24 protein-coding genes and 2 tRNA genes are annotated in these 26409 nt (G+C 57.6%); 3 read left to right on the top strand and 23 right to left on the bottom strand.

The window, feature by feature from the left end; genetic code table 11:
* The 12 genes from rbfA to rlmE all read right to left on the bottom strand — a co-directional run bounded on the left by rbfA (nt 1) and on the right by rlmE (nt 11694).
* Nucleotides 1-402: a 30S ribosome-binding factor RbfA gene (gene rbfA, locus CLU80_RS17675; protein ID WP_099757972.1), complete on the bottom strand. Its 402-nt coding sequence runs from the start codon at nt 400-402 to the stop codon at nt 1-3.
* 159 nt (nt 403-561) lie between these two features.
* A complete protein-coding gene (infB, locus tag CLU80_RS17670) occupies nt 562-3093 on the bottom strand; it encodes a translation initiation factor IF-2 (RefSeq protein WP_099757971.1) in 2532 nt (843 codons plus the stop codon).
* 27 nt (nt 3094-3120) lie between these two features.
* Complete coding sequence (gene nusA / locus CLU80_RS17665) at nt 3121-4602, bottom strand: transcription termination factor NusA (RefSeq protein WP_093435760.1); 1482 nt, start codon at nt 4600-4602, stop codon at nt 3121-3123.
* Nucleotides 4603-4649: 47 nt separating this feature from the next.
* Nucleotides 4650-5108, bottom strand: coding sequence for a ribosome maturation factor RimP (rimP, locus tag CLU80_RS17660; protein ID WP_007915250.1), 459 nt, complete (start codon nt 5106-5108; stop codon nt 4650-4652).
* Nucleotides 5109-5247: 139 nt separating this feature from the next.
* A tRNA-Met gene (locus tag CLU80_RS17655) sits at nt 5248-5324 on the bottom strand.
* Between the two features lie 97 nt (nt 5325-5421).
* Nucleotides 5422-5507 (bottom strand) — tRNA-Leu (locus tag CLU80_RS17650).
* 21 nt (nt 5508-5528) lie between these two features.
* Nucleotides 5529-5915, bottom strand: coding sequence for a preprotein translocase subunit SecG (secG, locus tag CLU80_RS17645; protein WP_016986497.1), 387 nt, complete (start codon nt 5913-5915; stop codon nt 5529-5531).
* Nucleotides 5916-5919: 4 nt separating this feature from the next.
* Nucleotides 5920-6675: a triose-phosphate isomerase gene (gene tpiA / locus CLU80_RS17640; protein WP_099757970.1), complete on the bottom strand. Its 756-nt coding sequence runs from the start codon at nt 6673-6675 to the stop codon at nt 5920-5922.
* A 65-nt stretch (nt 6676-6740) separates the two neighbouring features.
* On the bottom strand, nt 6741-8078 hold the full coding sequence (gene glmM / locus CLU80_RS17635; protein WP_064119464.1) for a phosphoglucosamine mutase: 1338 nt from the start codon (nt 8076-8078) through the stop codon (nt 6741-6743).
* A gap of 16 nt (nt 8079-8094) precedes the next feature.
* The gene (gene folP, locus CLU80_RS17630; RefSeq protein ID WP_095049712.1) at nt 8095-8946 is read right to left on the bottom strand and encodes a dihydropteroate synthase; all 852 of its coding nucleotides are present in this window, start codon (nt 8944-8946) and stop codon (nt 8095-8097) included.
* A gap of 8 nt (nt 8947-8954) precedes the next feature.
* Nucleotides 8955-10862 (bottom strand): ATP-dependent zinc metalloprotease FtsH, encoded by a 1908-nt coding sequence (gene ftsH / locus CLU80_RS17625; protein ID WP_016986501.1) that lies wholly within the window; start codon nt 10860-10862, stop codon nt 8955-8957.
* 202 nt (nt 10863-11064) lie between these two features.
* Nucleotides 11065-11694 carry a 23S rRNA (uridine(2552)-2'-O)-methyltransferase RlmE gene (gene rlmE, locus CLU80_RS17620; RefSeq protein ID WP_007915237.1) on the bottom strand — a complete coding sequence of 210 codons (630 nt, stop codon included), beginning with the start codon at nt 11692-11694 and terminating at the stop codon, nt 11065-11067.
* Between the two features lie 101 nt (nt 11695-11795).
* Here rlmE and CLU80_RS17615 point away from each other — a divergent pair, with 101 nt between their 5' ends.
* Nucleotides 11796-12104: a YhbY family RNA-binding protein gene (locus CLU80_RS17615; RefSeq protein ID WP_003221534.1), complete on the top strand. Its 309-nt coding sequence runs from the start codon at nt 11796-11798 to the stop codon at nt 12102-12104.
* 9 nt (nt 12105-12113) lie between these two features.
* Here CLU80_RS17615 and CLU80_RS17610 read toward each other — a convergent pair whose 3' ends face one another.
* The 8 genes from CLU80_RS17610 to grpE all read right to left on the bottom strand — a co-directional run bounded on the left by CLU80_RS17610 (nt 12114) and on the right by grpE (nt 22584).
* Nucleotides 12114-12518, bottom strand: coding sequence for an MFS transporter (locus CLU80_RS17610; protein ID WP_099757969.1), 405 nt, complete (start codon nt 12516-12518; stop codon nt 12114-12116).
* A gap of 28 nt (nt 12519-12546) precedes the next feature.
* Nucleotides 12547-13023 (bottom strand): transcription elongation factor GreA, encoded by a 477-nt coding sequence (gene greA / locus CLU80_RS17605; RefSeq protein ID WP_003221530.1) that lies wholly within the window; start codon nt 13021-13023, stop codon nt 12547-12549.
* Nucleotides 13020-16241, bottom strand: a complete 3222-nt coding sequence (gene carB / locus CLU80_RS17600) for a carbamoyl-phosphate synthase large subunit (protein ID WP_007915231.1) — start codon at nt 16239-16241, stop codon at nt 13020-13022. The genes greA and carB overlap by 4 nt, the downstream gene beginning before the upstream one ends.
* Before the next feature lie 125 nt (nt 16242-16366).
* Nucleotides 16367-17503 (bottom strand): glutamine-hydrolyzing carbamoyl-phosphate synthase small subunit, encoded by a 1137-nt coding sequence (carA, locus tag CLU80_RS17595; protein WP_007915228.1) that lies wholly within the window; start codon nt 17501-17503, stop codon nt 16367-16369.
* Nucleotides 17504-17760: 257 nt separating this feature from the next.
* A complete protein-coding gene (dapB, locus tag CLU80_RS17590) occupies nt 17761-18567 on the bottom strand; it encodes a 4-hydroxy-tetrahydrodipicolinate reductase (RefSeq protein ID WP_093435744.1) in 807 nt (268 codons plus the stop codon).
* Nucleotides 18568-18576: 9 nt separating this feature from the next.
* A complete protein-coding gene (gene dnaJ / locus CLU80_RS17585; protein WP_016986506.1) occupies nt 18577-19701 on the bottom strand; it encodes a molecular chaperone DnaJ in 1125 nt (374 codons plus the stop codon).
* Between the two features lie 297 nt (nt 19702-19998).
* Nucleotides 19999-21915 carry a molecular chaperone DnaK gene (gene dnaK / locus CLU80_RS17580; protein ID WP_007915221.1) on the bottom strand — a complete coding sequence of 639 codons (1917 nt, stop codon included), beginning with the start codon at nt 21913-21915 and terminating at the stop codon, nt 19999-20001.
* A gap of 102 nt (nt 21916-22017) precedes the next feature.
* Nucleotides 22018-22584 carry a nucleotide exchange factor GrpE gene (grpE, locus tag CLU80_RS17575; RefSeq protein ID WP_007915219.1) on the bottom strand — a complete coding sequence of 189 codons (567 nt, stop codon included), beginning with the start codon at nt 22582-22584 and terminating at the stop codon, nt 22018-22020.
* A 240-nt stretch (nt 22585-22824) separates the two neighbouring features.
* On the opposite strand from grpE, the gene recN reads away from it, so the two are divergent.
* Nucleotides 22825-24498: a DNA repair protein RecN gene (gene recN, locus CLU80_RS17570; protein WP_007915217.1), complete on the top strand. Its 1674-nt coding sequence runs from the start codon at nt 22825-22827 to the stop codon at nt 24496-24498.
* A gap of 75 nt (nt 24499-24573) precedes the next feature.
* Here the strand turns inward: recN and fur are convergent, their stop codons facing one another.
* Entirely contained in the window at nt 24574-24978 is a 405-nt protein-coding gene (gene fur / locus CLU80_RS17565; RefSeq protein WP_003221515.1) for a ferric iron uptake transcriptional regulator, read from the bottom strand.
* A 97-nt stretch (nt 24979-25075) separates the two neighbouring features.
* On the opposite strand from fur, the gene CLU80_RS17560 reads away from it, so the two are divergent.
* Nucleotides 25076-25603, top strand: coding sequence for an outer membrane protein assembly factor BamE (locus CLU80_RS17560; protein ID WP_093435741.1), 528 nt, complete (start codon nt 25076-25078; stop codon nt 25601-25603).
* Nucleotides 25604-25663: 60 nt separating this feature from the next.
* Here the strand turns inward: CLU80_RS17560 and CLU80_RS17555 are convergent, their stop codons facing one another.
* Nucleotides 25664-25978, bottom strand: coding sequence for an RnfH family protein (locus tag CLU80_RS17555; RefSeq protein WP_099757968.1), 315 nt, complete (start codon nt 25976-25978; stop codon nt 25664-25666).
* Nucleotides 25971-26405 (bottom strand): type II toxin-antitoxin system RatA family toxin, encoded by a 435-nt coding sequence (locus CLU80_RS17550; RefSeq protein WP_016986510.1) that lies wholly within the window; start codon nt 26403-26405, stop codon nt 25971-25973. The genes CLU80_RS17555 and CLU80_RS17550 overlap by 8 nt, the downstream gene beginning before the upstream one ends.
* Nucleotides 26406-26409 lie beyond the last annotated feature (4 nt).

Raw genomic sequence — 26409 nt, 5'->3', positions numbered from 1 at the left:
TTACTCCTTGGTGTCTTCAGGTGCAGCGACGACCGGATGCTGATTGTCTTCAGCCACGGCGCGCTCGATCAGGGCCGACAGGTGCGCGCCACGCACGACGGATTCATCGTAGTGGAAGTGCAATTGCGGCACGCTGCGCAGTTTCATTTCACGGGCCAGCTGCATGCGCAGGAAACCTGCGGCGGCGTTGAGCACCTTGATGCTTTGCGCGATATCTTCAGCGTTGTCCTGGCCCATCACGGTAATGAAAATCTTGGCGTGACCGACGTCACGGCTGACTTCCACAGCGGTAATGGTGACCAGACCCACGCGTGGATCTTTGACTTCGCGACGGATCAGTTGGGCCAGCTCACGCTGCATCTGATCGCCGATACGTTGGGTACGGCTGTATTCTTTTGCCATGATTTGTTACCTGTTACTGCCCTGCGGTGAAACCCGCAAGGTCTGAAAGCGGCAAACGCCCGGCCTGACAAAAGCCAGACCGGGCGTTGCGTTTAGAGTCCGGGTGATGCGCCGCACCGTTGAGTACGGCAGCCCATCACGGCTCCTGAAGTGCGCGAGTTAGAGGCTGCGAGCAACCTGAACCTTCTCGAAGACTTCGATCTTGTCGCCGACTTTGACGTCGTTGTAGCTCTTCACGCCGATACCGCATTCCATGCCGGCACGTACTTCGGAAGCGTCATCCTTGAAGCGGCGCAGGGATTCCAGCTCGCCTTCGAAGATAACGATGTCTTCACGCAGTACACGGATCGGACGGTTACGGTGCACAACACCTTCGATCACCATGCAGCCTGCGATCGCGCCAAACTTCGGCGAACGGAACACGTCACGCACTTCGGCCACACCCAGGATGTTCTCGCGAACATCGCTGCCGAGCATGCCGGTCAGGGCTTTCTTGACGTCTTCGATGATGTCGTAGATCACGTTGTAGTAACGCATGTCCAGACCTTCCTGCTCGACGATCTTCCGTGCGCCAGCATCGGCACGCACGTTGAAGCCGAACAGTACAGCGTTGGAAGCCAGTGCCAGGTTAGCGTCGGACTCGGTGATACCACCGACGCCGCCGCCGACTACACGCACTTGTACTTCGTCGTTGCCCAGGCCATTCAAGGCACCGTTCAACGCTTCCAGCGAACCACGGACGTCGGATTTGAGGACGATGTTGAGCGTCTTCTTCTCGGCCTGACCCATGTTTTCGAAGATGTTTTCCAGCTTGCCGGCGTGAGCGCGAGCCAGTTTGACTTCGCGGAACTTGCCTTGACGGAACAGAGCCACTTCACGGGCTTTCTTCTCGTCAGCAACCACGCTCATCTCGTCGCCAGCGTCCGGGGTACCGTCCAGGCCGAGGATCTCGACAGGGATGGATGGACCGGCTTCTTTGATTGGTTTGCCGTTCTCGTCGAGCATGGCACGCACGCGGCCATAGTTCGAACCGACCAGAACCATGTCGCCTTGGCGCAGGGTACCGTCTTGAACCAGAACGGTTGCCACCGGGCCACGACCTTTGTCGAGACGCGATTCAACCACAACGCCACGGCCAGGAGCCGATGGAGTTGCTTTCAGTTCGAGAACTTCAGCTTGCAGCAGAACGGCTTCAAGCAACTCGTCCACGCCAGTACCGACTTTCGCCGAAACCGGAACGAACGGCGTATCACCGCCCCACTCTTCGGAAGTCACGCCGTGAACCGACAGTTCGCTACGGATGCGATCGAGATCGGCGCCCGGCTTGTCGATTTTGTTCACTGCTACAACCAGTGGAACGCAAGCCGCTACAGCGTGCTGAACAGCTTCAATGGTCTGCGGCATCACGCCGTCGTCCGCTGCAACCACCAGGATCACGATGTCGGTCGCCTTGGCACCACGAGCACGCATTGCGGTAAACGCGGCGTGACCCGGGGTGTCGAGGAAAGTGACCATGCCGCGTTCGGTTTCAACGTGGTATGCACCGATGTGCTGAGTAATACCGCCGGCTTCGCCAGCAGCTACCTTGGCACGACGGATGTAGTCGAGCAGGGACGTTTTACCGTGGTCAACGTGGCCCATTACGGTCACGACTGGCGCACGGGAGAACGACTCACCTTCAAACTTCAGGGACTCGGCCAGGGAATCTTCCAGGGCGGTGTCGCTGACCAGGGTCACTTTGTGGCCCAGTTCTTCGGCTACCAGTTGAGCAGTTTCCTGATCAAGCACCTGGTTGATGGTCGCTGGAGTACCCAGTTTGAACATGAACTTGATGATTTCAGCAGCCTTGACCGACATCTGATTGGCAAGATCGCCAACAGTGATGGTCTCGCCGATCTGCACATCACGCACGACAGGGCCGGTTGGGCTCTGGAAACCGTGTGCGTTGCGCTTCTTCAGCTTGGCCTTGCCGCGACCACCACGACGGAAGCCATCGCTTTCTTCGTCGGTAGTGCGTGGTGCCACGCGTGGAGCCGGCGCTTTTTCTTTGACCGAGGCGCGATGCGGAGCGTTTTTGCGCTCGCCATCACCGCCACCGCTGCGACGATTGTTATCGTCAGCACGTGGCTTGTCCGGACGGCGCTGTTCGTTCTGCTTGTTGCGAACGTCAGCAGACGGAGCTGGAGCAGCGGCAACCACCGGTGCGCTTTCGCGAACAGGTTCGGCAACTGCAGCCGGCGCCGCAACGGCGTCGCTGGTAGCGTTCTGCGCAGCAGCAGGCTGATTACGCGCTTCTACTTCGGCGCGTTGCTTGGCTTCTTCTTCAGCCTTCTGACGGGCAGCATTTTCTACTGCGCGACGCTCATCCAGTTCACGCTTGCGCTCGGCTTCGATTTCTTCCGGGCTGCGCTGTACGAAAACTTTCTTCTTGCGGACTTCAACGCTGATGCTTTTGCTGCCAGCAACACGCAGGGTGCTGGTGGTTTTACGCTGCAGCGTGATCTTGCGTGGTTCTTCCACTTTCGCCTTGTGGCTGCTTTTCAAGTGAGTCAGCAGGGACTGCTTCTCACTGTCAGTCACATTTTCTTCGGCGGCGGTGTGCGGCAGACCTGCCTCACGCATCTGCTGCAACAGGCGCTCTACCGGTGTTTTGACCTCATCGGCCAGTTGTTTCACCGTGACTTGCGTCATGCACTTCTCTCCTCAGGCCGCGCCTAATTACTCGAACCAGTGGGCTCGGGCGGCCATGATCAACTTGCCGGCACGATCATCGTCAATGCCGTCGATGTCGAGCAGGTCGTCAATAGACTGCTCGGCCAGGTCTTCGCGGGTAATTACGCCGCGCACCGCCAGTTCCATCGCCAAATCCTTGTCCATACCCTCAAGCGAGAGCAGGTCTTCGGCCGGATGGGCGTCTGCCAGCTTTTCCTCAGTAGCGATGGCTTTGGTCAACAAACGATCCTTGGCACGAGCGCGAAGCTCGTTGACGATATCTTCGTCAAAGCCGTCGATGTTGAGCATTTCTTCCAACGGTACGTAGGCAATCTCTTCCAGGCTGGTGAAGCCTTCATCTACCAGCACCTGAGCCAGTTCTTCGTCGACTTCCAGCTCGTCGATGAAGTTGCGCAGGATGTCGCCGGTTTCTGCTTGCTGCTTAGCCTGGATGTCCGATTCGGTCATCACGTTCAGGGTCCAGCCAGTCAACTGGCTCGCCAGACGCACGTTCTGACCACCTCGACCGATGGCCTGAGCCAGATTGTCTGCGCCAACGGCGATGTCCATTGCATGGGCATCTTCGTCAACGATAATTGCCGCAACCTCAGCCGGGGACATGGCGTTGATCACGAACTGAGCCGGGTTGTCATCCCACAGGACGATATCAACACGCTCACCGCCCAACTCGCCCGACACTGCCTGGACGCGCGAACCGCGCATACCAATGCAAGCGCCCTGCGGGTCGATGCGTTTGTCCTTGGAGCGGACGGCGATCTTGGCGCGCGAACCCGGATCACGGGACGCTGCCATTACTTCGATCAGGCCTTCGGCAATTTCCGGCACTTCGATGCGGAACAGCTCGATCAGCATTTCCGGCGCGGTACGCGACAGGATCAGCTGCGGGCCGCGGTTCTCGGTGCGGATTTCCTTGAGCAGCGCACGCAGGCGCACGCCGACACGGAAAGTTTCGCGAGAAATGATGTCTTCACGGGCCAGCAACGCTTCAGCGTTGTTACCCAGATCGACGATCACGTTGTCGCGGGTGACTTTTTTCACGGTGCCGGAGATGATTTCTCCCAGGCGCTCGCGATAGGCGTCGACCACTTGAGCGCGCTCGGCTTCGCGAACTTTCTGCACGATGACCTGCTTGGCAGTCTGTGCAGCGATGCGGCCGAACTCGATGGATTCGATCTTTTCTTCAACGACGTCGCCAACCTTGGCGCCAGGATGCGTTTCAGCAACCTTGGTTGGCCAGGTTTCGATGGCCGGATCGTCGAGATCATTCTCTTCAACGACCGTCCAGCGACGGAAAGTTTCGTAAGAACCGGTGTGGCGATTAATCTCCACACGCAGGTCTACTTCGTCTTCAAAACGCTTTTTGGTAGCAGTGGCCAGAGCCAGCTCCAGCGCTTCAAAAATTACGCTTGCCGGTACGCCCTTTTCATTGGATACCGACTCAACAACCAGCAGTACTTCTTTGCTCATCGTACGCCTCGCCTTTCGCAAGCCATTGGATCCGCGGGATCCGCGTCTCAGTCAAAACTGGGAATAATGTTGGCCTTGTCGATCATATCGATCGGCAACAGGAACTCATGGTCGTCTACCTGCACCACGACATCCTGTTCTTCTACACCGCGCAGAAGGCCCTGAAAGTTGCGTCGACCTTCAAAAGGCGAGCGCAGCTTGATCTTCACTTGTTCACCGGCAAATTTTGCAAACTGCTCAAGAGTGAACAGTGGGCGCTCCATGCCAGGCGAGGAAACTTCGAGGGTGTATTCAACGGAAATTGGATCTTCAACATCCAGTACACCGCTGATCTGACGGCTGACAATGGCGCAATCGTCCACCAGCACGCCACCCTCTTTATCGATATAAACGCGCAACATCGAGTGACGACCCTGAGCCGAAAACTCGATACCCCAGCATTCATAGCCCAGGGCCACGACCACCGGGGCCAGCAAGGCCTGCAACTCTTCTAGCTTGCTCGACACCTGAACCCCCTAGTGCATGATATGTGCATGCTTTGCAAAATAAAAAAATGGGCTTAACGCCCATCCTTGAAACGCCGTCGAACAGCGGCGTTGAAAGTGTCCAGCTAACAAAAAGCCCCTTAAAAGGGGCTCCTTAAACTGGTTGCGGGGGCCGGATTTGAACCGACGACCTTCGGGTTATGAGCCCGACGAGCTACCAGACTGCTCCACCCCGCGACAAAGCTGGGGCGGAAGTATACGACCGATCCCTTATAGGGTCAATGTAACCTTCCACCTGCAAGAAAGCCCGCAACAGCGGGCTCTCCTGACTAATTGGTACCGAGAAGGGGACTCGAACCCCTACACCCTATGGGCACAACCACCTCAAGGTTGCGTGTCTACCAATTCCACCACCTCGGCAAAACTACGTTGAAACCCTTCTTACTTCTGCTCTTGAGCTGGAGGTACGTCAGTCGCTGGAGTAGCCGACTTTTGCTCTTGAAGCACCGGGACATCATCAGAAGCCGGTTGTTGTTGCTTAGGTACTTCCAACACTGCTGGATTTGGGAGACCTGCCTGAGTCAGCTGATGAGCCTTCTCTTTAGCAAAGTAACCTAACCCCAAGCTGGTTATGAAGAAACCGGCGGCAAGTATAGCAGTAAACTTACTAAGAAAGGTAGAGGAACCTTGGCTTCCGAACACAGTATTTGAAGCACCTGCTCCGAAAGACGCGCCAGCGTCCGCACCCTTACCCTGCTGCAGCAAAACCAGAGCAACTACGCCCAATGCACCCAGCAGATGAAAAACGACTACGACTGTTTCCAGCATTTTTTCAGTTTCCCGCGGCGCGACAGATCGCACCGAACTCATCTGCATTCAGGGAAGCTCCACCAATGAGCCCCCCATCGATATCCGGCATGCCGAACAGTTCGACCGCATTGGCCGCCTTCACGCTGCCGCCGTATAGAAGGCGCACACCTCGTGCGACTTCAGAATTCTCTGCCGCCAACTGCTCGCGAATGGCTTTATGCACATCCTGAGCCTGTTGCGGCGTTGCAGTCAGTCCGGTACCAATGGCCCAGACAGGCTCGTAAGCGATGACTGCCTTGGCAAAAGCACCTACACCCAGCTCCTCGATGATGCTGCCCAGCTGACGCCCGACAACCTCAAGAGTTTTTCCAGCTTCGCGTTGCTCAAGGGTTTCCCCTATACATAACACCGGAACCAAGCCACATGCCTGTGCCGCTGCAAACTTGCGATTCAGCATCCCGTCTCGCTCGCCCATTATCTGGCGGCGTTCGGAGTGCCCGACAAGCACAAGGGAACAACCTGCATCCACCAACTGACTCGGCGCAATCTCACCGGTCAATGCACCTTGCATGGATTCCACCGCAGAATTCTGCGCACCGACCGAAATCGATTTGCCTTTCAAGCCATCAATCACTTGATTGATATACAAGCAAGGCGGGAATACCGCGACATCAACACCGCTTGGCAAGGCCAGATGACGAAGGCCGTTGATCAGCTCAGCGACGCTGGCGCGGGTACCGTGCATCTTCCAGTTACCAGCTACCATAGGGCGACGCATGCTGTACCTCGTCGGTCAAAGTGGGCGCAGATGTTACCCAACACAATCATGGCTTGCAAGCCGTATCAGGCAGAAACTTCAGTTACCAGTTTTGCCAGCTCTTCGGCGTAGTTGCGAACCTGGGTTTCATCCTCGCCTTCGACCATTACCCGCACCAGAGGCTCTGTCCCGGACTTGCGCAAAAGCACGCGCCCGCGTCCCGCCATTGCCTGGGTGACGCGCGCACTGGCCTCCTTGACAGCCGGGTGCTCCAGCGGACTTTCGCCACCACCAAAACGCACATTGATCAGTACCTGAGGGCACTTGCGCAATGCCTGGCGGGTTTGCGCCAAACCTTCATTACGGGTCTTCAGCGCCATCAGCACCTGCAACGCAGCGATGATCGCATCACCGGTCGTGGTGTGATTGAAGCAAACGATATGCCCCGAGTTTTCTCCGCCGACCAGCCAGTTGCGTTCAAGCAACTCGGCAATCACGTAACGGTCGCCGACATTGGCACGAATAAATGGAATCGAAAGATCCGCCAGCGCGAGTTCCAGCCCCAGATTACTCATCAGGGTACCAACGACACCGCCCTGCAATTTGCCCCGCTCATGCAGATCACGAGCGATGATAAACAGCAATTCATCACCATCGACGATGGCGCCAGTGTGATCGACCATCAGCACCCGATCACCATCACCATCGAAAGCGATACCCAGGTCGGCATGCTCGGCGAGCACCGCAGCCTGCAACTGACCCATATGGGTCGAGCCGCAGTTTTCATTGATATTCAGACCGTTTGGCTGCGCTGACAGCACGACGACTTCTGCCCCCAACTCGCGGAAGACACTCGGAGCCACCTTATAGGTCGCACCGTGCGCACAGTCGATAACGATCTTGAGACCGGAAAAACTGGTTCCGGTTGGCACACTGCTTTTGCAGAACTCAATGTAGCGACCTGATGCATCGTTGATTCGCGACACTTTGCCGATCTTGCTCGACTCGACCACAGTCATCGGGGTATCGAGCAGCTCTTCAATCATCAGCTCCAGCTCATCCGGCAGCTTGGTGCCTTTACCGGAGAAGAACTTGATGCCGTTATCGTCATGCGGATTGTGCGAGGCACTGATCACGATACCGGCCTCAGCCTGAAACGTACGCGACAGATAGGCAATGGCCGGCGTCGGCATAGGACCCAGCAACATCACATCAGCCCCCGCCGATGTCAGACCAGCCTCAAGTGCCGACTCGAACATATAACCGGAAATCCGCGTGTCCTTGCCGACCAGCACCTTGCAAGCGCCCATTTTGCGGAACGCCATGCCGGCAGCCCAGCCGAGCTTGAGCATGAAGTCAGGAGTAATCGGGTATTCACCGACTCGACCACGAATGCCGTCAGTACCAAAGTATTTCTTGCTCATAACTGCTCCATCATTCTTATTCGGCTGATTCCACGGCCGCGATCATGCGCACCACGTCTACCGTTTCCGCTACATCATGGACGCGCAATATACGCGCCCCCTTCACCGATGCCAGCGCCGCCAGTGCCAGACCACCATGCAGCCGCTCGCCGACAGGACGATTCAAGGCCTGTCCGATCATGCTTTTTCGGGAAACACCGACAAGCAGTGGCCGACCCAACGCATGGAGGGCTTCCATGTGCTTGAACAAGCTTAGGTTGTGCTGCAGGGTTTTGGCGAAACCGAAACCCGGGTCAAGAATGATCCGCTCCTCAGGAATACCGGCCGCCGCACACTGCGCCATGCGCTCGGCTAGAAAATCACCGACTTCGCGCGTGACATCCTGATACTGCGGATTGTCCTGCATGTCTCCAGGCTCACCGAGCATATGCATGAGACACACCGGCAAACCCGTAGCCGCCGCCGCATCCAGCGCGCCATCGCGCCGCAGTGACCGCACATCGTTGATCAACCCGGCACCCAATCGTGCGGTTTCGCGCATAACGGCTGGCGTAGAAGTGTCCACCGAAATGATCACATCCAACTCGCGATTGATCAGCTCGACGATCGGCGCCACACGCTCAAGCTCTTCGAGCGGTGACACTGCGCGCGCGCCTGGGCGAGTGGACTCGCCACCGACATCAATCAGCGTCGCACCCGCTGCAACCATAGCCTCGGCGTGGCGCAAAGCCGCATCGAGCTGGCTGTATTGGCCGCCGTCGGAGAAAGAATCAGGGGTGACATTGAGAATACCCATGACATGCGTCTGGGCCAAATCAAGAACCCGGTTGCCGCAAGGCAACCGGGTCAGGGACTGTACAGAAGTCATTTCAAACCTTAAACGTCAGCAGCCGGACCGCCAATCGGTGTTTCCGGACGCTCGTCACGAACCACCGGAGGTGGTGGTGTACCAGTGCCCCCCGACCAATCACGTGGCTCGCGTGGTGTACGTCCCGCCATGATGTCGTCGATCTGTTCAGCATCGATCGTTTCATACTTCATCAACGCATCAGCCATCGCATCAAGCTTGTCACGGTTGTCCGTGAGAATCTGTTTGGCCGTGCCGTAGCACTGATCAATGATGCTGCGCACTTCGGAGTCGATCAGCTTGGCTGTCTCACCGGAGAAGCTGGCAGCTTGACCGCCACCGCCGCGACCGAGGAACACTTCACCCTCTTCTTCGGCGTACATCAACGGACCGAGTTTTTCCGACAGGCCCCACTTGGTGACCATGTTCCGCGCAATCTGACTAGCACGCATAATGTCGTTGGAAGCGCCGGTGGTCACACCGTCGAAACCGAGGGTCATTTCCTCAGCGATACGGCCACCGTACAGCGAGCAGATCTGGCTGATCAGCGCACGCTTGGACAGACTGTAACGATCTTCTTCCGGCAGGAACATGGTCACACCCAGCGCACGACCGCGCGGAATGATCGATACCTTGTAGACCGGATCATGCTCAGGCACGACGCGACCGACAATGGCGTGGCCAGCTTCGTGATAAGCGGTGTTCTGTTTCTCTTTCTCGGACATGACCATGGATTTGCGCTCGGCGCCCATCATGATCTTGTCTTTGGCCAGTTCGAACTCTTTCATTTCGACGATGCGCTTGCCGCTACGTGCAGCGAACAAAGACGCTTCGTTGACCAGGTTGGCCAGGTCAGCACCGGAGAACCCCGGAGTACCACGCGCGATAACGGCCGGAGCGACGTCGTCACCCATTGGCACTTTGCGCATGTGTACTTTGAGGATTTGCTCACGACCACGGATATCTGGCAGACCAACGACAACCTGACGGTCGAAACGGCCCGGACGCAGCAGCGCAGGGTCGAGGACGTCTGGGCGGTTGGTTGCAGCGATAACAATGATGCCATCGTTCATTTCGAAGCCGTCCATCTCAACCAGCAACTGGTTGAGGGTCTGCTCACGCTCATCGTGACCGCCACCCATGCCGGCGCCACGATGGCGACCGACGGCGTCGATTTCGTCGATGAAGATGATGCAAGGAGCGTGCTTCTTGGCCTGCTCGAACATGTCGCGAACACGGCTGGCACCGACACCGACGAACATCTCGACGAAGTCAGAACCGGAAATGGTGAAGAACGGAACCTTGGCTTCGCCGGCAATCGCCTTGGCCAGCAAGGTTTTACCGGTACCCGGAGGACCGACCATCAGCACACCGCGAGGAATACGACCGCCCAGGCGCTGGAACTTGCCCGGGTCACGGAGGAATTCAACCAGCTCGCCGACTTCTTCCTTGGCTTCGTCGCAACCGGCAACGTCAGCCAGAGTGGTTTTCACCTGATCTTCGGAGAGCAGGCGCGCCTTGCTCTTGCCGAAGCTCATCGGTCCGCCCTTGCCGCCGGCACCGCCCTGCATCTGGCGCATGAAGAACATGAACACCGCGATGATCACCAGGATCGGGAAGCTGGCTACCAGCAATTGAGTCCAGATGCTTTGCTGCTCAGGCTGCTTGCCTTCAACCACAACGTGGTTGTCGACCAGGTCGCCGATCAGGCCATTGTCCTGGATTGCCGGACGAATGGTCTTGAAGCTATCGCCATCATTGCGCTTGCCGGTAATCACATAACCATCAACGGCTACGCGCTCGACCTTGCCATCCTTGACCTGCTGGATGAAGTCGGAATAGTTGAGGGTCTGCGGCTCGTTAGGGCTGGAGAAGTTGTTCATCACCGTCACCAGGACAGCCGCGATGATCAACCACAGGATCAGATTCTTTGCCATATCGTTCAATTAACTACCCTCTGAAGCAAGCTCCGCTACTGGCGCGCGCTTCGCATGATATTCACCGGCTTAACTTACTACATTACCTACAACTCTGGCAGGCGCCGTCTGTAACCCTTTGTGAAACACTTTCTACACAATATTCGCTTATGCACGCGGAGCGAAATACGAAAAACCTATCACCCCACCAAAAAACCTCGTTTTACTCGCTACGACCGCGGTAACCCCAAGCCAGCATGTATTGCTCACGTGAGCTGCCACGAGAGGAGTCTGGTTTGATCATCTGGATCTTGTCGAACTTTTTGCGAGCGTCCTTCAGGTAAACATCAAACCCTTCGCCCTGAAAAATCTTGATCACAAAATTTCCACCCGGCTTGAGGATCCGTTCCGCCAGATCAAGCGCCAACTCGCAAAGGAACATGGCTTTCGGCATATCCACTTCAGGCGTACCACTCATATTGGGGGCCATATCGGAAATCACAAGGTCCACCTGCGAATTACCCACGGCTTCGAGAATCCGCCCGAGCACTTCGTCCTCGGTGAAATCGCCCTGAATGAAAGTCACGTCCGGAATGCTGTCCATTTCCAGGATGTCCGAGGCGATCAGACGCCCCTGACCACCGATCAGCCGGCTAGTCACCTGCGACCAGCCACCGGGCGCCGCACCCAGGTCGACAACGCTCATACCGGGACGAATCAGCTTGTATTTCTCCTGGATCTCCAGAAGTTTGTAGCTCGCACGCGAGCGGTAGCCATCCTTCTGTGCTTGCTTCACATAGGGATCGTTGACATGTCGTTTCAGCCAACCAAGGCTTGTCTTGGAACGCGCCATTGGGCACCTCGATGATTAGGGTCGTGATTAATTGGGCGGATCCACGAGCCCTCGGGTAAAATGGCCGCCATTTTACAGAATCCAGACGAAAGGGTCAGATTATGCCGCTCACTCCAGAGCAGAAGAAACAGTACAAATCCATTGGCCACCACCTGAAACCGGTTTTGACGGTGGCTGACAACGGTTTGACTGAAGGTGTTTTAGCCGAACTTGAACGCGCTTTGGCGGACCACGAGCTGATCAAGATCAAGCTCAACATCCTCGATCGCGAGTCGCGCCTGGCGCATATCGCAGAACTGTGCAAGGTCGGCAAAGCGGACCTGGTACAGGTCATCGGCAAGATGGCACTGGTTTACCGCAAGAACTTCAGCGTCAACAAGCAGCTGTCGAACGTTCATCGCTTCAAGTGATGACAAGGGTCAAGGGTGTGCTTCGCGCACCCTGCCACTCCATCCTGGCACCGGCTGCATCACCAGCACCAGCCCGGAAAAACCCAGAACCAGATAACTGAAGACCTGCCAGCGCTGCGCATCCGGCCAGCCGACACGCACTGCGACAAACATCGCACACGCATACAACGCCATCAGCAGCACCTGACCGCGAAAATCTCGCCATAGACTGACAAGGCCCTCGGCCTGTACCAGCACCAAAGCCTGAAAAATAAGGCATACGGCGGCAAAACCTACCACCAGCACTTCAAATGCACTGGCCACCTCATCGATCAGCAGCGGTGCCAGGCCAATCTTGCCCAACGCCGGCTGCAAACCGAGATGAATCAGCCATAGACCGCCAACCCAAAGCATCTGGGTCAGCTGCCAAAGCATGGCGCCCGCATGCAGCGGGCGCCCTTTTTCAGATGTGACGGACTTCGACAATCTCGTACTCGATCACGCCGCTTGGCGTTTTCACGGCGACCACATCGCCCTCTTCCTTGCCAATCAAGGCACGGGCCAAAGGCGAGCCGACCGAAATCTTGCCAAGTTTGAAGTCAGCCTCATCCTCACCCACGATGTGGTAAGTGACGCTTTCGTCAGTCTCGACATTGGCGATTTCGACGGTGGTACCGAAAATCACTTTGCCAGTGTGCGGAATGGTCGTGACATCGATGATGACCTGATTCTGAATCCGGCCTTCGATATCACGAATCCGCGCCTCGACCATGCCTTGCTGTTCGCGGGCAGCATGGTATTCAGCGTTTTCCTTCAAGTCACCCAACTCGCGAGCCGTACCAATGTCCTGGCTGAGCTTCGGACGGACGACCTTGGTCAGGTGAGCGTGTTCTTCTTCAAGGGCTTTGGCGCCCTGGACGGTCATTGGGTATTTGATCATGCCTTCAATCCTGCGTGTAGATCCTGCAAGCGGCGCACGGTTTTTTCAGGACCGAACTTCAGCGCTTCACAGATAGCTTCGCCAGCAGCAATAGTGGTTGTGCAGTAAATCTTGTGCTGCAAGGCATTACGACGAATGGAGTACGAATCAGCGATCGACTGACGACCTTCAGTGGTGTTGATGATCAGGGTGACTTCGTCATTCTTGATCATGTCGACCACGTGCGGACGACCCTCGGTCACCTTGTTCACACGGCGCACTTTCAGACCTGCGGCTTCGATCAGCTTGGCAGTGCCGGCAGTGGCTACCACTTCGAAGCCCAAGTTGATCAGATCGCGGGCCACGCCTGCAACCAGTGGCTTGTCGTCGTCACGCACGCTGATGAATGCTGTACCGCCAGTCGGCAGCACTTCGCTGGCGCCCATCTGGGCTTTGGCGAATGCTTCACCGAAGGTGTCGCCGACGCCCATCACTTCACCGGTCGACTTCATCTCTGGGCCGAGAATCGGGTCAACGCCAGGGAACTTGGCGAACGGGAACACCGCCTCTTTCACGCTATAGAAGTTCGGGATGATTTCTTTGGTGAAGCCGATTTCTTTCAGGGTCTTACCGGCCATCACGCGGGCAGCGATCATCGCCAGGGAGACACCGATGCACTTCGACACGAACGGTACGGTACGGGAAGCGCGCGGGTTGACTTCGATGACGTAGATGTCTTCGCCTTGCAGCGCCAACTGCACGTTCATCAGGCCGACAACGCCCAGTTCCAAAGCCATTTTCTTGACCTGTTCGCGCATCTCGTCCTGGATGTGCGCCGGCAGCGAGTACGGCGGCAGCGAGCACGCGGAGTCACCGGAGTGAACGCCAGCCTGTTCGATGTGCTGCATGATCGCGCCGATCACCACGTCTTTGCCGTCACAGACCGCATCCACGTCCATTTCGATGGCGCAGTTGAGGAAGTGGTCGAGCAGCACAGGGCTGTCGTTGGACACTTGCACCGCGTCACGCAGGTAACGCTTGAGCTCGTCTTCCTTGTAAACGATTTCCATCGCACGGCCGCCCAGTACATAGGACGGGCGCACCACCAGCGGATAACCGATCTTCGCGGCAGCACGAACAGCTTCGTCTTCGCTGCGCACGGTGGCGTTTGGCGGCTGACGCAGGTTCAGGCGCTCAACCATTTGCTGGAAACGCTCACGGTCTTCAGCGCGGTCGATGGCGTCCGGGCTGGTGCCGATGATCGGCACGCCAGCGGCTTCCAAGGCACGAGCCAGTTTCAGCGGAGTCTGACCGCCGTACTGAACGATCACGCCTTTCGGCTTCTCGACGCGGCAGATTTCCAGCACGTCTTCCAGAGTTACCGGTTCGAAGTACAGACGGTCGGAAGTGTCGTAGTCGGTGGAAACGGTTTCCGGGTTGCAGTTGACCATGATGGTTTCGTAGCCGTCTTCGCGCAGGGCGAGAGCAGCGTGAACGCAGCAGTAGTCGAACTCGATGCCTTGGCCGATACGGTTCGGACCACCGCCCAGAATCATGATCTTGTCGCGACCCGACGGCGCAGCTTCACACTCTTCCTCGTAGGTGGAGTAGAGGTAAGCGGTGTCAGTGGCGAACTCGGCGGCGCAGGTGTCAACGCGCTTGTAGACCGGGAACACTTCCAGCTTCTGGCGATGAGTGCGCAGGTTCTTCTCGGTCACGCCCAACAGTTTGGCCAGACGCTGATCGGAGAAGCCTTTACGCTTGAGCTTGAACATCAGGTCGCGGTCGATAGCGGACAGACCGAGGGTCTTGACCTTCTCTTCTTCCTTGATCAGATCTTCGATCTGCACCAGGAACCACGGGTCGATCATGTTCATGCCGAAGATGTCTTCGACCGACAGGCCAGCGCGGAAAGCATCTGCCACGTACCAGATACGCTCGGCGCCCGGCACGGTCAGTTCGCGCTTGAGCACGCTCATGCTTTCCGGGTTGCTCAGGTCGAGCTTCTCGTCCAGACCGCAAACGCCGACTTCCAGACCGCGCAGGGCTTTCTGCAGGGATTCCTGGAAGGTACGGCCGATGGCCATGACTTCACCGACCGACTTCATTTGCGTGGTCAGGCGTGCGTCAGCCTTGGCGAACTTCTCGAAGGCGAAGCGTGGCAGCTTGGTGACGACGTAGTCGATCGACGGCTCGAAGGACGCCGGGGTCTTGCCACCGGTGATGTCGTTCGACAGTTCGTCGAGGGTGTAACCCACAGCCAGTTTGGCCGCGACTTTGGCGATCGGGAAACCGGTGGCTTTCGAAGCCAGTGCCGAGGAACGCGATACACGCGGGTTCATTTCGATCACGACCATACGGCCGGTGTTCGGGCAGATACCGAATTGAACGTTGGAACCGCCAGTCTCGACGCCGATCTCACGCAGTACCGCCAGCGAGGCGTTACGCAGGATCTGGTATTCCTTGTCGGTCAGGGTTTGCGCAGGAGCTACGGTGATCGAGTCACCGGTGTGCACGCCCATCGGGTCGAAGTTTTCGATCGAGCAGACGATGATGCAGTTGTCCTTTTTGTCGCGGACAACTTCCATTTCATATTCTTTCCAGCCGATCAGCGATTCGTCGATCAGCAGCTCTTTGGTCGGCGACAGGTCCAGACCACGGGCGCAGATTTCTTCGAACTCTTCACGGTTGTACGCGATACCGCCACCGGTGCCGCCCATGGTGAAGGACGGACGGATGATGCACGGGAAGCCCAGGGTTTCGAGAACCGCGTTGGCTTCTTCCATGCTGTGGGCGATACCGGAACGCGGGCACGCCAGGCCGATGGACTTCATCGCCTTGTCGAAACGCGAACGGTCTTCAGCCTTGTCGATGGTGTCAGCGTTGGCGCCGATCATTTCCACGCCGAACTTCTCCAGAACGCCTTCGCGCTCCAGATCCAGGGCGCAGTTCAGAGCAGTCTGGCCGCCCATGGTTGGCAGCACGGCGTCCGGGCGTTCTTTTTCGATGATCTTGGCAACGGTCTGCCACTTGATCGGCTCGATGTAGGTCGCGTCGGCCATGTCCGGGTCGGTCATGATGGTGGCCGGGTTGGAGTTCACCAGGATGACGCGGTAACCCTCTTCGCGCAGGGCTTTACAGGCCTGGGCGCCGGAGTAGTCGAATTCGCATGCCTGGCCGATAACGATCGGGCCAGCGCCGAGAATCAGGATGCTTTTAATGTCTGTACGTTTTGGCATGGGTTTGTCACTCAAATCCGCAGGTCAGTCGGCAAGCCGTCTTGATCGATTTCTGAAGTCTCAAGGGGGCCACCGGTGTCGGGGCCGCCCTCGAGGGCTTCTCTCTACAGTCTCAAGGCGAACGCTTAGCGTCGCTTGGCCATCTCGTTGATGAAGCGGTCGAACAGTGGCGCGACGTCGTTCGGGCCCGGGCTCGCTTCAGGGTGACCCTGGAAGCTGAACGCGCTCTTGTCGGTGCGCTCGATGCCTTGCAGGGTGCCGTCGAACAGCGATTTGTGGATCGCACGCACGTTGGCTGGCAGGGTTTCTTCGTCTACCGCGAAACCGTGGTTCTGGCTGGTGATCATCACGACGCCAGTGTCCAGATCCTGCACTGGGTGGTTAGCACCGTGGTGGCCGTGGCCCATTTTCAGGGTCTTGGCGCCGGAGGCCAGAGCCAGCAGTTGGTGACCGAGGCAGATACCGAATACCGGAATTTCGGTTTCCAGGACTTCCTTGATCGCCTTGATCGCGTAGTCGCATGGCTCCGGATCACCAGGGCCGTTGGACAGGAACACGCCGTCCGGCTTCAGTGCCAGCACATCAGCGGCTGGAGTCTGGGCAGGCACCACGGTGACGCGGCAGCCGCGCTCGACCAACATGCGCAGGATGTTGACCTTGACGCCGTAGTCGTAGGCAACCACGTGGTAAGGCAGCTCGGAAGCGTCGATGGTCGCGTGGCTGTCGGTTTTCAGATCCCAGACAGTCGAGCGCCACTCGTATTGAGTCTTGGTGCTGACGACTTTCGCCAGATCCATGCCTTTCAGGCCCGGGAAGCCTTGCGCAGCGGCGATGGCCGCTTCTTCGGAGATGTTGTCGCCGGCCATGATGCAGCCGTTCTGTGCGCCTTTTTCACGCAGGATGCGGGTCAGGCGACGGGTGTCGATACCGGCGATTGCCACAACGTTGTTGGCTTTCAGGTAATCGGACAGGGACATCGTGTTACGCCAGTTGCTCGCTACCAGCGGCAGGTCGCGAATAACCAGGCCAGCGGACCAGACGCGGTCGGACTCGGCATCTTCCGGCGTGGTGCCGGTGTTGCCGATGTGCGGGTAAGTCAGGGTAACGATCTGTTGGGCGTAGGAAGGATCGGTAAGGATTTCCTGATAGCCGGTCATTGCGGTGTTGAACACCACCTCACCAACGGTTTGACCGTCGGCACCAATGGCTTCGCCGCGAAAAATGCTGCCATCAGCAAGGGCAAGTATGGCTGGCTTAGTCAAGAAGACCTCCCGTAAATAACGCATGAAAGGGCGATCGCAGGTTGTAAAAAAGCGGAGTGACGTATGGACACGTCACCCCGCTTCTTCACTGAATTATTCTGCGCGCTTTTAGTGGACACACTAAAGCTGTAGCTTACAGAAAAAGGCTTTTTTGGTCCACCGCTAAAGAGCCGAAAAGGCCGGAGAATGCGACAGGTCGTCGCCGAGCGGAGAAAAACCAGCGCAAACAGGGCGTTTGCGCCGGGTTCAGCAGTGTATCAACGCAGGTCGAGCACGTCTTGCATGTCGTACAGACCCGGCTCGCGACCATCCAGCCACAGCGCCGCACGCACCGCGCCCTTGGCGAACGTCATACGGCTAGACGCCTTGTGCGTGATCTCCAGGCGCTCACCTTCGCAGGCGAACAACACGGTGTGATCACCGACCACATCACCACCACGCACAGTGGCAAAACCGATGGTTTCACGCTCACGAGCGCCGGTATGACCCTCACGACCGTACACCGCGACTTTCTGTAAATCACGATCAAGCGCACTGGCAATCACTTCACCCATGCGCAACGCCGTACCCGACGGCGCATCGATCTTGTGCCGGTGATGGGCTTCGATGATTTCGATATCCGCATCATCACCCAGCACGCGCGCCGCCATGTCGAGCAGCTTCAGCGACAGATTGACACCGACACTGAAGTTGGCCGCGAACACGATCGGAATATCTTTGCCCGCGTCGGCCAGCAACTGCTTCTGCGCCGCATCCAGCCCGGTGGTGCCAATGACCATGGCCTTGCCGGCCTTGCGGCAGAACACGAGGTTTTTCAGCATCACTTCCGGCAGCGTGAAGTCGATCAACACATCGAACTCTTCAGCCACGGCTTCGATATGCCCGGACAGCGGCACACCGATACGCCCCAGCGAGGCCAGCTCCCCCGCATCGACGCCGATCAGCGTGCTGCCAGGACGAACCACGGCGGCGGTCAAACCGGTCAGCGGCGCGCGCTGCTGCACGGCCTCGACCAGAATCTTACCCATGCGCCCAGCAGCGCCCATCACAGCTATACGTCGCATGCCGACTCCTTACAGATCGCCGAAGAAGCGCTTCACGCCGTCGAACCAACCGGTGGTTTTCGGCGAGTGGCTATTGTCGTCGGCCAGCGAGCTGCGGAATTCTTCCAGCAGTTCGCGCTGACGACGGTTCAGATTGACCGGCGTTTCGACCGCAACGCGGCACATCAGATCGCCTGCACCGCCGCCACGCACCGGCGCCACGCCTTTGCCGCGTACACGGAACTGCTTGCCGGTCTGAGTGCCTTCAGGGATTTTCAGTTTGACGCGACCGTCGAGGGTCGGGATTTCCAGTTCGCCGCCCAGTGCTGCGTCGACGAAGCTGATCGGCACTTCGCAGAACAGATGCTTGCCATCGCGCTGGAAGATGTCGTGCTCGCGGACATTGATAACCACATACAGGTCGCCCGTCGGGCCGCCCTGCGTACCCGCTTCGCCTTCGCCGGACAGACGAATGCGGTCACCGGTATCGACGCCGGCCGGCACTTTGACCGATAGGGTTTTGTACTCTTCAACGCGACCGTCACCGTGGCAGGAATCGCACGGATCGGAAATGATCTTGCCCTGACCATGGCAACGCGGGCAGGTTTGCTGCACCGAGAAGAAGCCCTGCTGCATGCGCACCTGGCCGATGCCGCCGCAAGTCGGGCACGTCGATGGCGACGAGCCTTTCTTGGCACCCGAACCGTCGCACGGCTTGCAGTTGACCAGTGTCGGAACACGGATATTCACCGACGTGCCGCGCACCGCTTCTTCCAGATTCAGCTCGAGGGTGTAGCGCAAGTCACTGCCACGCTGAGCGCCGCCACGGGAACCGCCGCGACCGCCACCGAAGAAATCACTGAAGACATCACCGAAGATGTCCGAGAAGTTCTGACCGCCGAAACCGGCGCCACCGCCACCCATGCTCGGGTCGACGCCGGCATGACCGTACTGATCGTACGCCGCACGCTTGCTCGAGTCGGACAGCACTTCATAGGCCTCGTTGGCCTCTTTGAACATTTCTTCCGACGCTTTGTCATCGGGATTACGGTCCGGGTGGTGCTTCATCGCCAGACGACGGTAAGCCTTCTTCAGGTCCGCATCGCTTGAGCCGCGCTCAACACCCAACACTTCGTAATAGTCACGCTTTGCCATAAGTCTTCTGCACTCTTGAGGACGTTCGGCAAACCCCTCCTGAGGATGGCCAAACTCGTTGAGCCCCAATACAGGCCCGGACCCAACTCACGTCAATTCAACGATCCTGGTCTTTGTTTCTTGCGGTACTTGCGGCGCGAAAAGCAGGAGCATTCCCGGCCATACCGCCAACATCCGAACCTTGTCGCATGCTGTAAAAATTCGCGTATTCCAGATACGCCAACGCGGGAGCTAGCTCCCGCGCGGCGACATCCTACCAGTCACTGCCTAAAGGCAGTCAACCGGCCGACCAACAACTTACTTGTGGTCTTTGACTTCTTCGAACTCTGCATCGACAACGTCGTCAGCCTTCTCAGCCGATTCGCCTTGCGGGGCTGCGCCATCAGCTGGCTGAGCCTGTTCGGCGTACATCTTCTGAGCAACCGGAGCGGAGACTTTCGACAGCTCTTCAACCTTGGCTTCGATGGCAGCCTTGTCGTCGCCTTTGACAGCGGCTTCCAGAGCAACCACAGCAGCTTCGATCGCAGTCTTCTCTTCGGCGGTGACTTTGTCGCCCGCATCAGCAATCATTTTGCGAGTCGAGTGAACCAGTGCGTCACCCTGGTTACGGGCAGCGGCCAGCTCTTCGAACTTGCGGTCTTCCTCAGCGTTGGCTTCGGCGTCACGCACCATGCGCTCGATTTCTTCGTCGGACAGACCGGAGTTGGCCTTGATCACGATCGACTGGGTCTTGCCGGTGGCCTTGTCTTTCGCACCAACGTGCAGGATGCCGTTAGCGTCGATGTCGAAGGTCACTTCGATCTGCGGCACGCCACGTGGAGCTGGTGGAATGTCGGCCAGGTCGAACTTGCCCAGGGACTTGTTCTGAGTGGCTTGCTTACGCTCGCCCTGCAGAACGTGAATGGTCACAGCGCCCTGGTTGTCGTCAGCAGTCGAGAACACTTGCGATTTCTTGGTAGGAATCGTGGTGTTTTTCTCGATCAGCGCGGTCATCACGCCACCCATGGTTTCGATACCCAGGGTCAGCGGGCTAACGTCGAGCAGCAGAACGTCTTTCACGTCACCGGCCAGCACGGCGCCCTGAATCGCAGCACCCATGGCAACAGCTTCGTCCGGGTTAACGTCTTTACGAGCTTCTTTACCGAAGAAATCGGTAACCAGCTTCTGTACCAGCGGCATACGGGTCTGACCACCGACCAGAATCACGTCGTTGATCGCGCCAACGTCCAGACCGGCGTCTTTCATAGCGATGCGGCAAGGTTCGATGGTGCGCTGAACCAGGTCTTCAACCAGCGCTTCGAGCTTGGCACGCGAGATCTTCACGTTCAGGTGCTTAGGACCGGTCGCGTCTGCAGTGATGTACGGCAGGTTGACGTCGGTCGACTGAGCGGACGACAGCTCGATCTTGGCTTTCTCAGCGGCTTCTTTCAGGCGCTGCATGGCCAGCGGGTCACCTTTGAGGTTCATGCCGCTTTCTTTCTTGAATTCGTCAACGAGGTAGTCGATCAGACGAATGTCAAAGTCTTCACCGCCGAGGAACGTGTCACCGTTGGTGGCCAGAACTTCGAACTGGTGCTCGCCATCAACTTCAGCGATCTCGATCACGGAAACGTCGAAAGTACCGCCACCCAGGTCATAAACGATCACGGTGTGATCGCCCTTGGCCTTGTCCATACCGTAAGCCAGAGCAGCTGCGGTCGGTTCGTTGATGATGCGTTTTACGTCCAGACCTGCGATGCGGCCGGCGTCTTTGGTCGCCTGACGCTGGCTGTCGTTGAAGTAGGCCGGAACGGTGATTACCGCTTCGGTCACGGTCTCGCCGAGGTAGTCTTCGGCGGTCTTCTTCATCTTCTTCAGAATTTCAGCCGAGATTTGTGGCGGTGCCATTTTCTGGCCGTTCACTTCAACCCAGGCGTCGTTGTTGTCAGCCTTGACGATCTTGTAAGGGACCATCTGGATGTCTTTCTGCACAACTTCTTCGTCGAAACGACGACCGATCAGACGCTTCACCGCGTACAGAGTGTTGTGCGGGTTGGTCACAGCCTGACGCTTTGCCGACTGACCTACCAGAATTTCGCCATCGTTGGCGTAAGCGATGATCGACGGCGTGGTACGCGCGCCTTCAGCGTTTTCAATAACTTTTGCTTTGCCGTTTTCCAGCACGGAGACGCAGGAGTTGGTGGTCCCCAGGTCGATACCGATAATTTTGCCCATGTTAACTCTCCCGAAACTTTGGATTTTTTTGCCGCAGCAGTGGTGGCTGACTGCGGTAATACTTAAACGCTTGACTTCTAAATGGGGGCCTTGCGGCTAATTTCAAGCCTTCTCGTCAATCGAAGGCGAAATTGGCGCAGGCGCCTTGCTGACCACAACCATGGCCGGACGCAACAGGCGACCGTTGAGCTGGTAGCCCTTCTGGAACACCTTCAGAACGCTGTTCGGCTCTACGTCGGCGCTTTCTTGCATGGCCATCGCCTGATGCTGAACGGCGTTGAACGGTTCGCCGTGCGGATCGATCGCTTCCAACTGATAACGCTTGAGGGTGTCATGGAACATTTTCAGCGTCAGCTCGATGCCTTCGCGCATCGGACGAATGCTTTCATCGTCCGGGTTCGACAGCTCGAGGCCGCGCTCCAGGCTGTCGACGATCGGCAACAGGTCGCCGGCGAATTTTTCCAGGGCAAACTTGTGCGCCTTCTCGACGTCCTGCTCGGCACGACGACGGACGTTCTGCAGATCGGCAGCAACACGCAGAGATTGATCCTGCGCGGCGGCCAATTGCTCTTCGAGCACTTGTACACGGGTCGCCAGGTCATCACCCGAACCTTCGGGCGCCTGATTGGCTTCTGGGTTTTGCGTATCTACTGTCTGTTCGTCAGCCATAGAATTCTCCTTTCAATTTCGTCCGCGAGCCTGACTCGCGCTTCTGCCCCGATATATGGGGCCGCAAAATCAGGCTTCAAGGGCCTTCAAACATTAACCCTACAAAAAAGTGTCGAATCTTCATTCCTCAATGCGCTAAGCAGATTTTCGGCTCAAGCAAATCGACCTAAGGGAGGGCATTGTCAGGGCGAAACAAAACACTGTATAAATAACCAGACCTTTAGCTTGGGAGCGGCCTTTATGCTGGTGCACCTGTCCGTACATAACTACGCCATCGTTGAACATCTCGATCTCGAACTTGATCGCGGGATGAGCGTGATCACGGGTGAAACCGGCGCCGGCAAGTCGATCATGCTCGACGCGCTGGGCCTGACCCTCGGCGATCGTGCCGACAGCGGCGTGGTGCGCCCCGGCGCCGACAAGGCCGACATCCTCGCGACCTTCGATCTGGCGGACATCCCTGAAGCCAGCGCATGGCTGGCGGAGCGTGACCTGGAGACCGACGGCCCGTGCATTCTGCGCCGGGTGATCACCTCCGAAGGTCGTTCACGCGGCTACATCAACGGCACACCCTGCCCGCTCGGCGACCTCAAGTCATTGGGCGAGTTGTTGATCGATATCCACAGCCAGCATGAACACCAGTCCCTGCTGAAAACCGATACTCACCGCCGCTTGCTGGACGAGTACGCCGGCGCTACCGACCTGGCCCGCCAGGTTCAGCTCGCCGCCCAGCGCTGGCGCCAGACTCGCCAGGAGCTGGAACGCCTTTCCAATTCCGGCGACGAACAACGCGCACGCCATCAATTGCTGAGCTATCAGCTTGAAGAGCTGGAAAACCTCGGCCTCGGTGATAACGAGCTGGAGCAACTGGAGCAGGAACACAAAAACCTGACCAACGCCGAAACCTTGCTGGGCATTTGTCGGCAAGTGGTCGAACAATGCAGCGAAAGCGATTCCGGCAATGTATTGAATGCACTGACTGCCAGCCTCAATCGCCTGTCGAGCGTGAACAATTCCGTTGGCGCACTGGGCGAAGCGAGCAGTTTGCTCACCAGCGCACAGATTCAGGTCGAAGAAGCCGTTGGCGAACTTAATCGCTTCCTCGATAACTTCGATGCCGATCCTGCACGCCTGCAATATCTGGAAGAACGCCTCGACGCGATCTACACTCTGGCGCGCAAACACCGGATTCAACCCACCGAAGTCGGCGAAATGCAGCAGAAACTGCTGGATGAGATCGAAACCCTCAACGCCAATGACGAATCCATTGAGCGCCTGGGTGAAGAACTGGCCTCCTACGCCCGCCACTATCAGGAGAAAGCCCGAGAACTGAGCGATTTGCGTCATCAGGCTGCCGGCAGTCTCGCCAGTGCTGTTGAGCAGGAAATTCAGCGACTGGGCATGCCGGGTGGTCGCTTCACCATCGAATTGAAGGCCAACAGCAGCGACGAGTTATTGCCCAACGGGCTGGAGCAGGTCGAATTGCTGGTCAGCGCCAACCCGGGCCAGCCGCTGAAGGCGCTGGCGAAAGTCGCTTCCGGCGGTGAGCTGTCACGGATCAGCCTGGCAATTCAGGTCATCACCGCACAGACATCCCGTGTTCCGACGCTGGTATTCGACGAAGTGGACGTCGGCATCGGTGGCCCGACCGCAGAAATTGTCGGCCAACTGTTGCGCCGTCTCGGCGATCGCGGCCAGGTACTGACTGTCACGCACTTGCCGCAAGTGGCCGCGCAAGGCCATCAGCATCTGTTCGTGCACAAGGTGCGCGGTGAAGAGGCGACGCACACTGCCGTTTCCAAACTGAGCAAGAATGACCGTATAGAAGAAGTGGCACGGATGCTCGGCGGCATCGATCTGACCAAGGAATCCCTGGCCCACGCGAAAAAAATGGTGGTCACTGCCAAGGTTTAGCAATGACAGAAAGCACGAAGGCGACCCTTGGGTCGCCTTCGTTCGTTTCGCGAATGTGAAATTCGCGCGACATGCTTACTTTTTCTTGCGCACGTACAGCACCAGATTGTGATCTACCAGATCAACACCGTGCTCCTCGGCAATTGCCTTCTGGAGCTTTTCGATTTCCGGGCTGACGAATTCGACGACTTCACCGGTTTCCACGTTGACCATATGGTCGTGGTGGCCACCGTCGGCCAATTCGAATACCGCATGGCCGCCGTCGAAGTTGTGACGGACAACGAGGCCAGCCGCTTCGAACTGGGTCAGAACACGGTAAACCGTGGCCAGACCGACGTCCTCACCAGCCTCCATCAACGCCTTGTAGACGTCCTCGGCACTCATGTGACGCTGCTCTGTAGAGTCGAGCATTTGCAGGATCTTGACCCGTGGCAGGGTCACTTTGAGGCCGGCTTTGCGTAGTTCGCTATTTTCAACCATGGTCAGCTTTCTCGCGATGCTGCTTCGCAGCTTCTCTTAATGCGGGTATGATCGGCGTTTACGTTGTCCCAGCCAAGATAGTGGAAGTCGCCCACCGATGCAAAACACCAAGCTCTTGCTAACCAGTTTCACCTTTGTGGGACTGCTCGCACTCGCCGGTTGTTCATTCCCCGGGGTTTACAAAATCGACATCCAGCAGGGCAATGTCGTCACGCAGGACATGATAGACCAGTTACGCCCGGGAATGACCCGGCCGCAAGTACGGTTTATCATGGGTAACCCTCTGCTTGTCGACACGTTCCATGCCGATCGCTGGGATTATCTGTACAGCCTGCAACCGGGTGGCGGTGAACGCCAACAGGAACGCATCAGCGTTATTTTCAACTCAAACGACCAGCTTGTCAGCCTGTCCGGTGACTTTATGCCGGGCGTAAGCCGTGACGAAGCCATTCTCGGCAAGGACAATGGCACGACCGTGACCGCTCCTGCTGAAAACGCCGAGAAGCCAAAACCGGAAAAACCGGTCAAGCCAGGTTCCTTGCTGGATCAGATCCAGAAGGACGTCGATGGTGTGGAAACCGTTCCGGTTCCAACACCAGAGCCGCTGGACACCTCGCCGCAATAATTTGCGACGCAATAAAAAACCCGGAAATTCCGGGTTTTTTATTGCCTGCGATTTGGCTTTTTACGCGTTTCGCGCTTTGGCCTCGGCAGCCTTGGCCGCTCGCAAGCGCCGAACCTCTTTCGGATCGGCAAGCAATGGGCGATAAATCTCGATGCGCTCCCCTGCCTGAATAACCCGCGAGTCCGGGTCAGCAACCACTTTGCCAAAGATGCCCAGCGGGCACTCCGCCAGATTCAACTCGGGAAACTCGCTAGCGATACCCGATGCAAGCACCGCAGCCCGCACCGTCGCGCCTTCATTGACGTTGAACGAGCGCAATACCTGACGATCCACCGCCGCGTATACCACCTCTATCTCGATCACCGGCTCAACCATGCATCTGCTTGGCGCGCTGGCAGAACGCGTCCACTAGCGTATTCGCAGCCTGATTGAACAGCGGCCCCAGCGTCGCGCGTACCAGCGGTCCGGCGTAATCGAACGACAGATCCAGACTGATCTTGCAGGCCTTCTCGTTCAAGACCTTGAACACCCACACACCGTGCAACTGATTGAACGGGCCTTCTTCCAGGTTCATTTCAATCGACTGCCCCGGCACCAGCGTATTACGCGTCACGAAATGCTGACTGAGGCCGCCCTTGGCCACGCCAACACTGGCGCGCATATGCTCCGGCGAGCTTTCCAGCACTTCCGCCGAGGAGCACCACGGCAGAAATTCCGGGTAGCGCGCCACGTCGTTGACCAGGTCATAGAGAAATTGCGCCGGGTACGGCAGCAACGCCGATCGTTGAATATGTGTCGTCATGTGA

Origin of the sequence: Pseudomonas sp. 29, assembly GCF_002754355.1 — a bacterium.
In the GTDB taxonomy this organism is placed as follows: domain Bacteria; phylum Pseudomonadota; class Gammaproteobacteria; order Pseudomonadales; family Pseudomonadaceae; genus Aquipseudomonas; species Aquipseudomonas neuropathica.
Note: the sequence above shows the minus strand (reverse complement) of the source record. Positions and strands in the feature narration are given on the sequence as shown.

What these genes read in the sequence shown, in the direction of transcription:
- rbfA (WP_099757972.1), bottom strand. Translation starts at nt 402, where the DNA reads ATGGCAAAAGAATACAGCCGTACCCAACGTATCGGCGATCAGATGCAG.
- infB (WP_099757971.1), bottom strand. Translation starts at nt 3,093, where the DNA reads ATGACGCAAGTCACGGTGAAACAACTGGCCGATGAGGTCAAAACACCG.
- nusA (WP_093435760.1), bottom strand. Translation starts at nt 4,602, where the DNA reads ATGAGCAAAGAAGTACTGCTGGTTGTTGAGTCGGTATCCAATGAAAAG.
- secG (WP_016986497.1), bottom strand. Translation starts at nt 5,915, where the DNA reads ATGCTGGAAACAGTCGTAGTCGTTTTTCATCTGCTGGGTGCATTGGGC.
- tpiA (WP_099757970.1), bottom strand. Translation starts at nt 6,675, where the DNA reads ATGCGTCGCCCTATGGTAGCTGGTAACTGGAAGATGCACGGTACCCGC.
- glmM (WP_064119464.1), bottom strand. Translation starts at nt 8,078, where the DNA reads ATGAGCAAGAAATACTTTGGTACTGACGGCATTCGTGGTCGAGTCGGT.
- folP (WP_095049712.1), bottom strand. Translation starts at nt 8,946, where the DNA reads ATGACTTCTGTACAGTCCCTGACCCGGTTGCCTTGCGGCAACCGGGTT.
- ftsH (WP_016986501.1), bottom strand. Translation starts at nt 10,862, where the DNA reads ATGGCAAAGAATCTGATCCTGTGGTTGATCATCGCGGCTGTCCTGGTG.
- rlmE (WP_007915237.1), bottom strand. Translation starts at nt 11,694, where the DNA reads ATGGCGCGTTCCAAGACAAGCCTTGGTTGGCTGAAACGACATGTCAAC.
- CLU80_RS17615 (WP_003221534.1), top strand. Translation starts at nt 11,796, where the DNA reads ATGCCGCTCACTCCAGAGCAGAAGAAACAGTACAAATCCATTGGCCAC.
- CLU80_RS17610 (WP_099757969.1), bottom strand. Translation starts at nt 12,518, where the DNA reads ATGCTTTGGCAGCTGACCCAGATGCTTTGGGTTGGCGGTCTATGGCTG.
- greA (WP_003221530.1), bottom strand. Translation starts at nt 13,023, where the DNA reads ATGATCAAATACCCAATGACCGTCCAGGGCGCCAAAGCCCTTGAAGAA.
- carB (WP_007915231.1), bottom strand. Translation starts at nt 16,241, where the DNA reads ATGCCAAAACGTACAGACATTAAAAGCATCCTGATTCTCGGCGCTGGC.
- dapB (WP_093435744.1), bottom strand. Translation starts at nt 18,567, where the DNA reads ATGCGACGTATAGCTGTGATGGGCGCTGCTGGGCGCATGGGTAAGATT.
- dnaJ (WP_016986506.1), bottom strand. Translation starts at nt 19,701, where the DNA reads ATGGCAAAGCGTGACTATTACGAAGTGTTGGGTGTTGAGCGCGGCTCA.
- dnaK (WP_007915221.1), bottom strand. Translation starts at nt 21,915, where the DNA reads ATGGGCAAAATTATCGGTATCGACCTGGGGACCACCAACTCCTGCGTC.
- grpE (WP_007915219.1), bottom strand. Translation starts at nt 22,584, where the DNA reads ATGGCTGACGAACAGACAGTAGATACGCAAAACCCAGAAGCCAATCAG.
- recN (WP_007915217.1), top strand. Translation starts at nt 22,825, where the DNA reads ATGCTGGTGCACCTGTCCGTACATAACTACGCCATCGTTGAACATCTC.
- fur (WP_003221515.1), bottom strand. Translation starts at nt 24,978, where the DNA reads ATGGTTGAAAATAGCGAACTACGCAAAGCCGGCCTCAAAGTGACCCTG.
- CLU80_RS17560 (WP_093435741.1), top strand. Translation starts at nt 25,076, where the DNA reads ATGCAAAACACCAAGCTCTTGCTAACCAGTTTCACCTTTGTGGGACTG.
- CLU80_RS17555 (WP_099757968.1), bottom strand. Translation starts at nt 25,978, where the DNA reads ATGGTTGAGCCGGTGATCGAGATAGAGGTGGTATACGCGGCGGTGGAT.
- CLU80_RS17550 (WP_016986510.1), bottom strand. Translation starts at nt 26,405, where the DNA reads ATGACGACACATATTCAACGATCGGCGTTGCTGCCGTACCCGGCGCAA.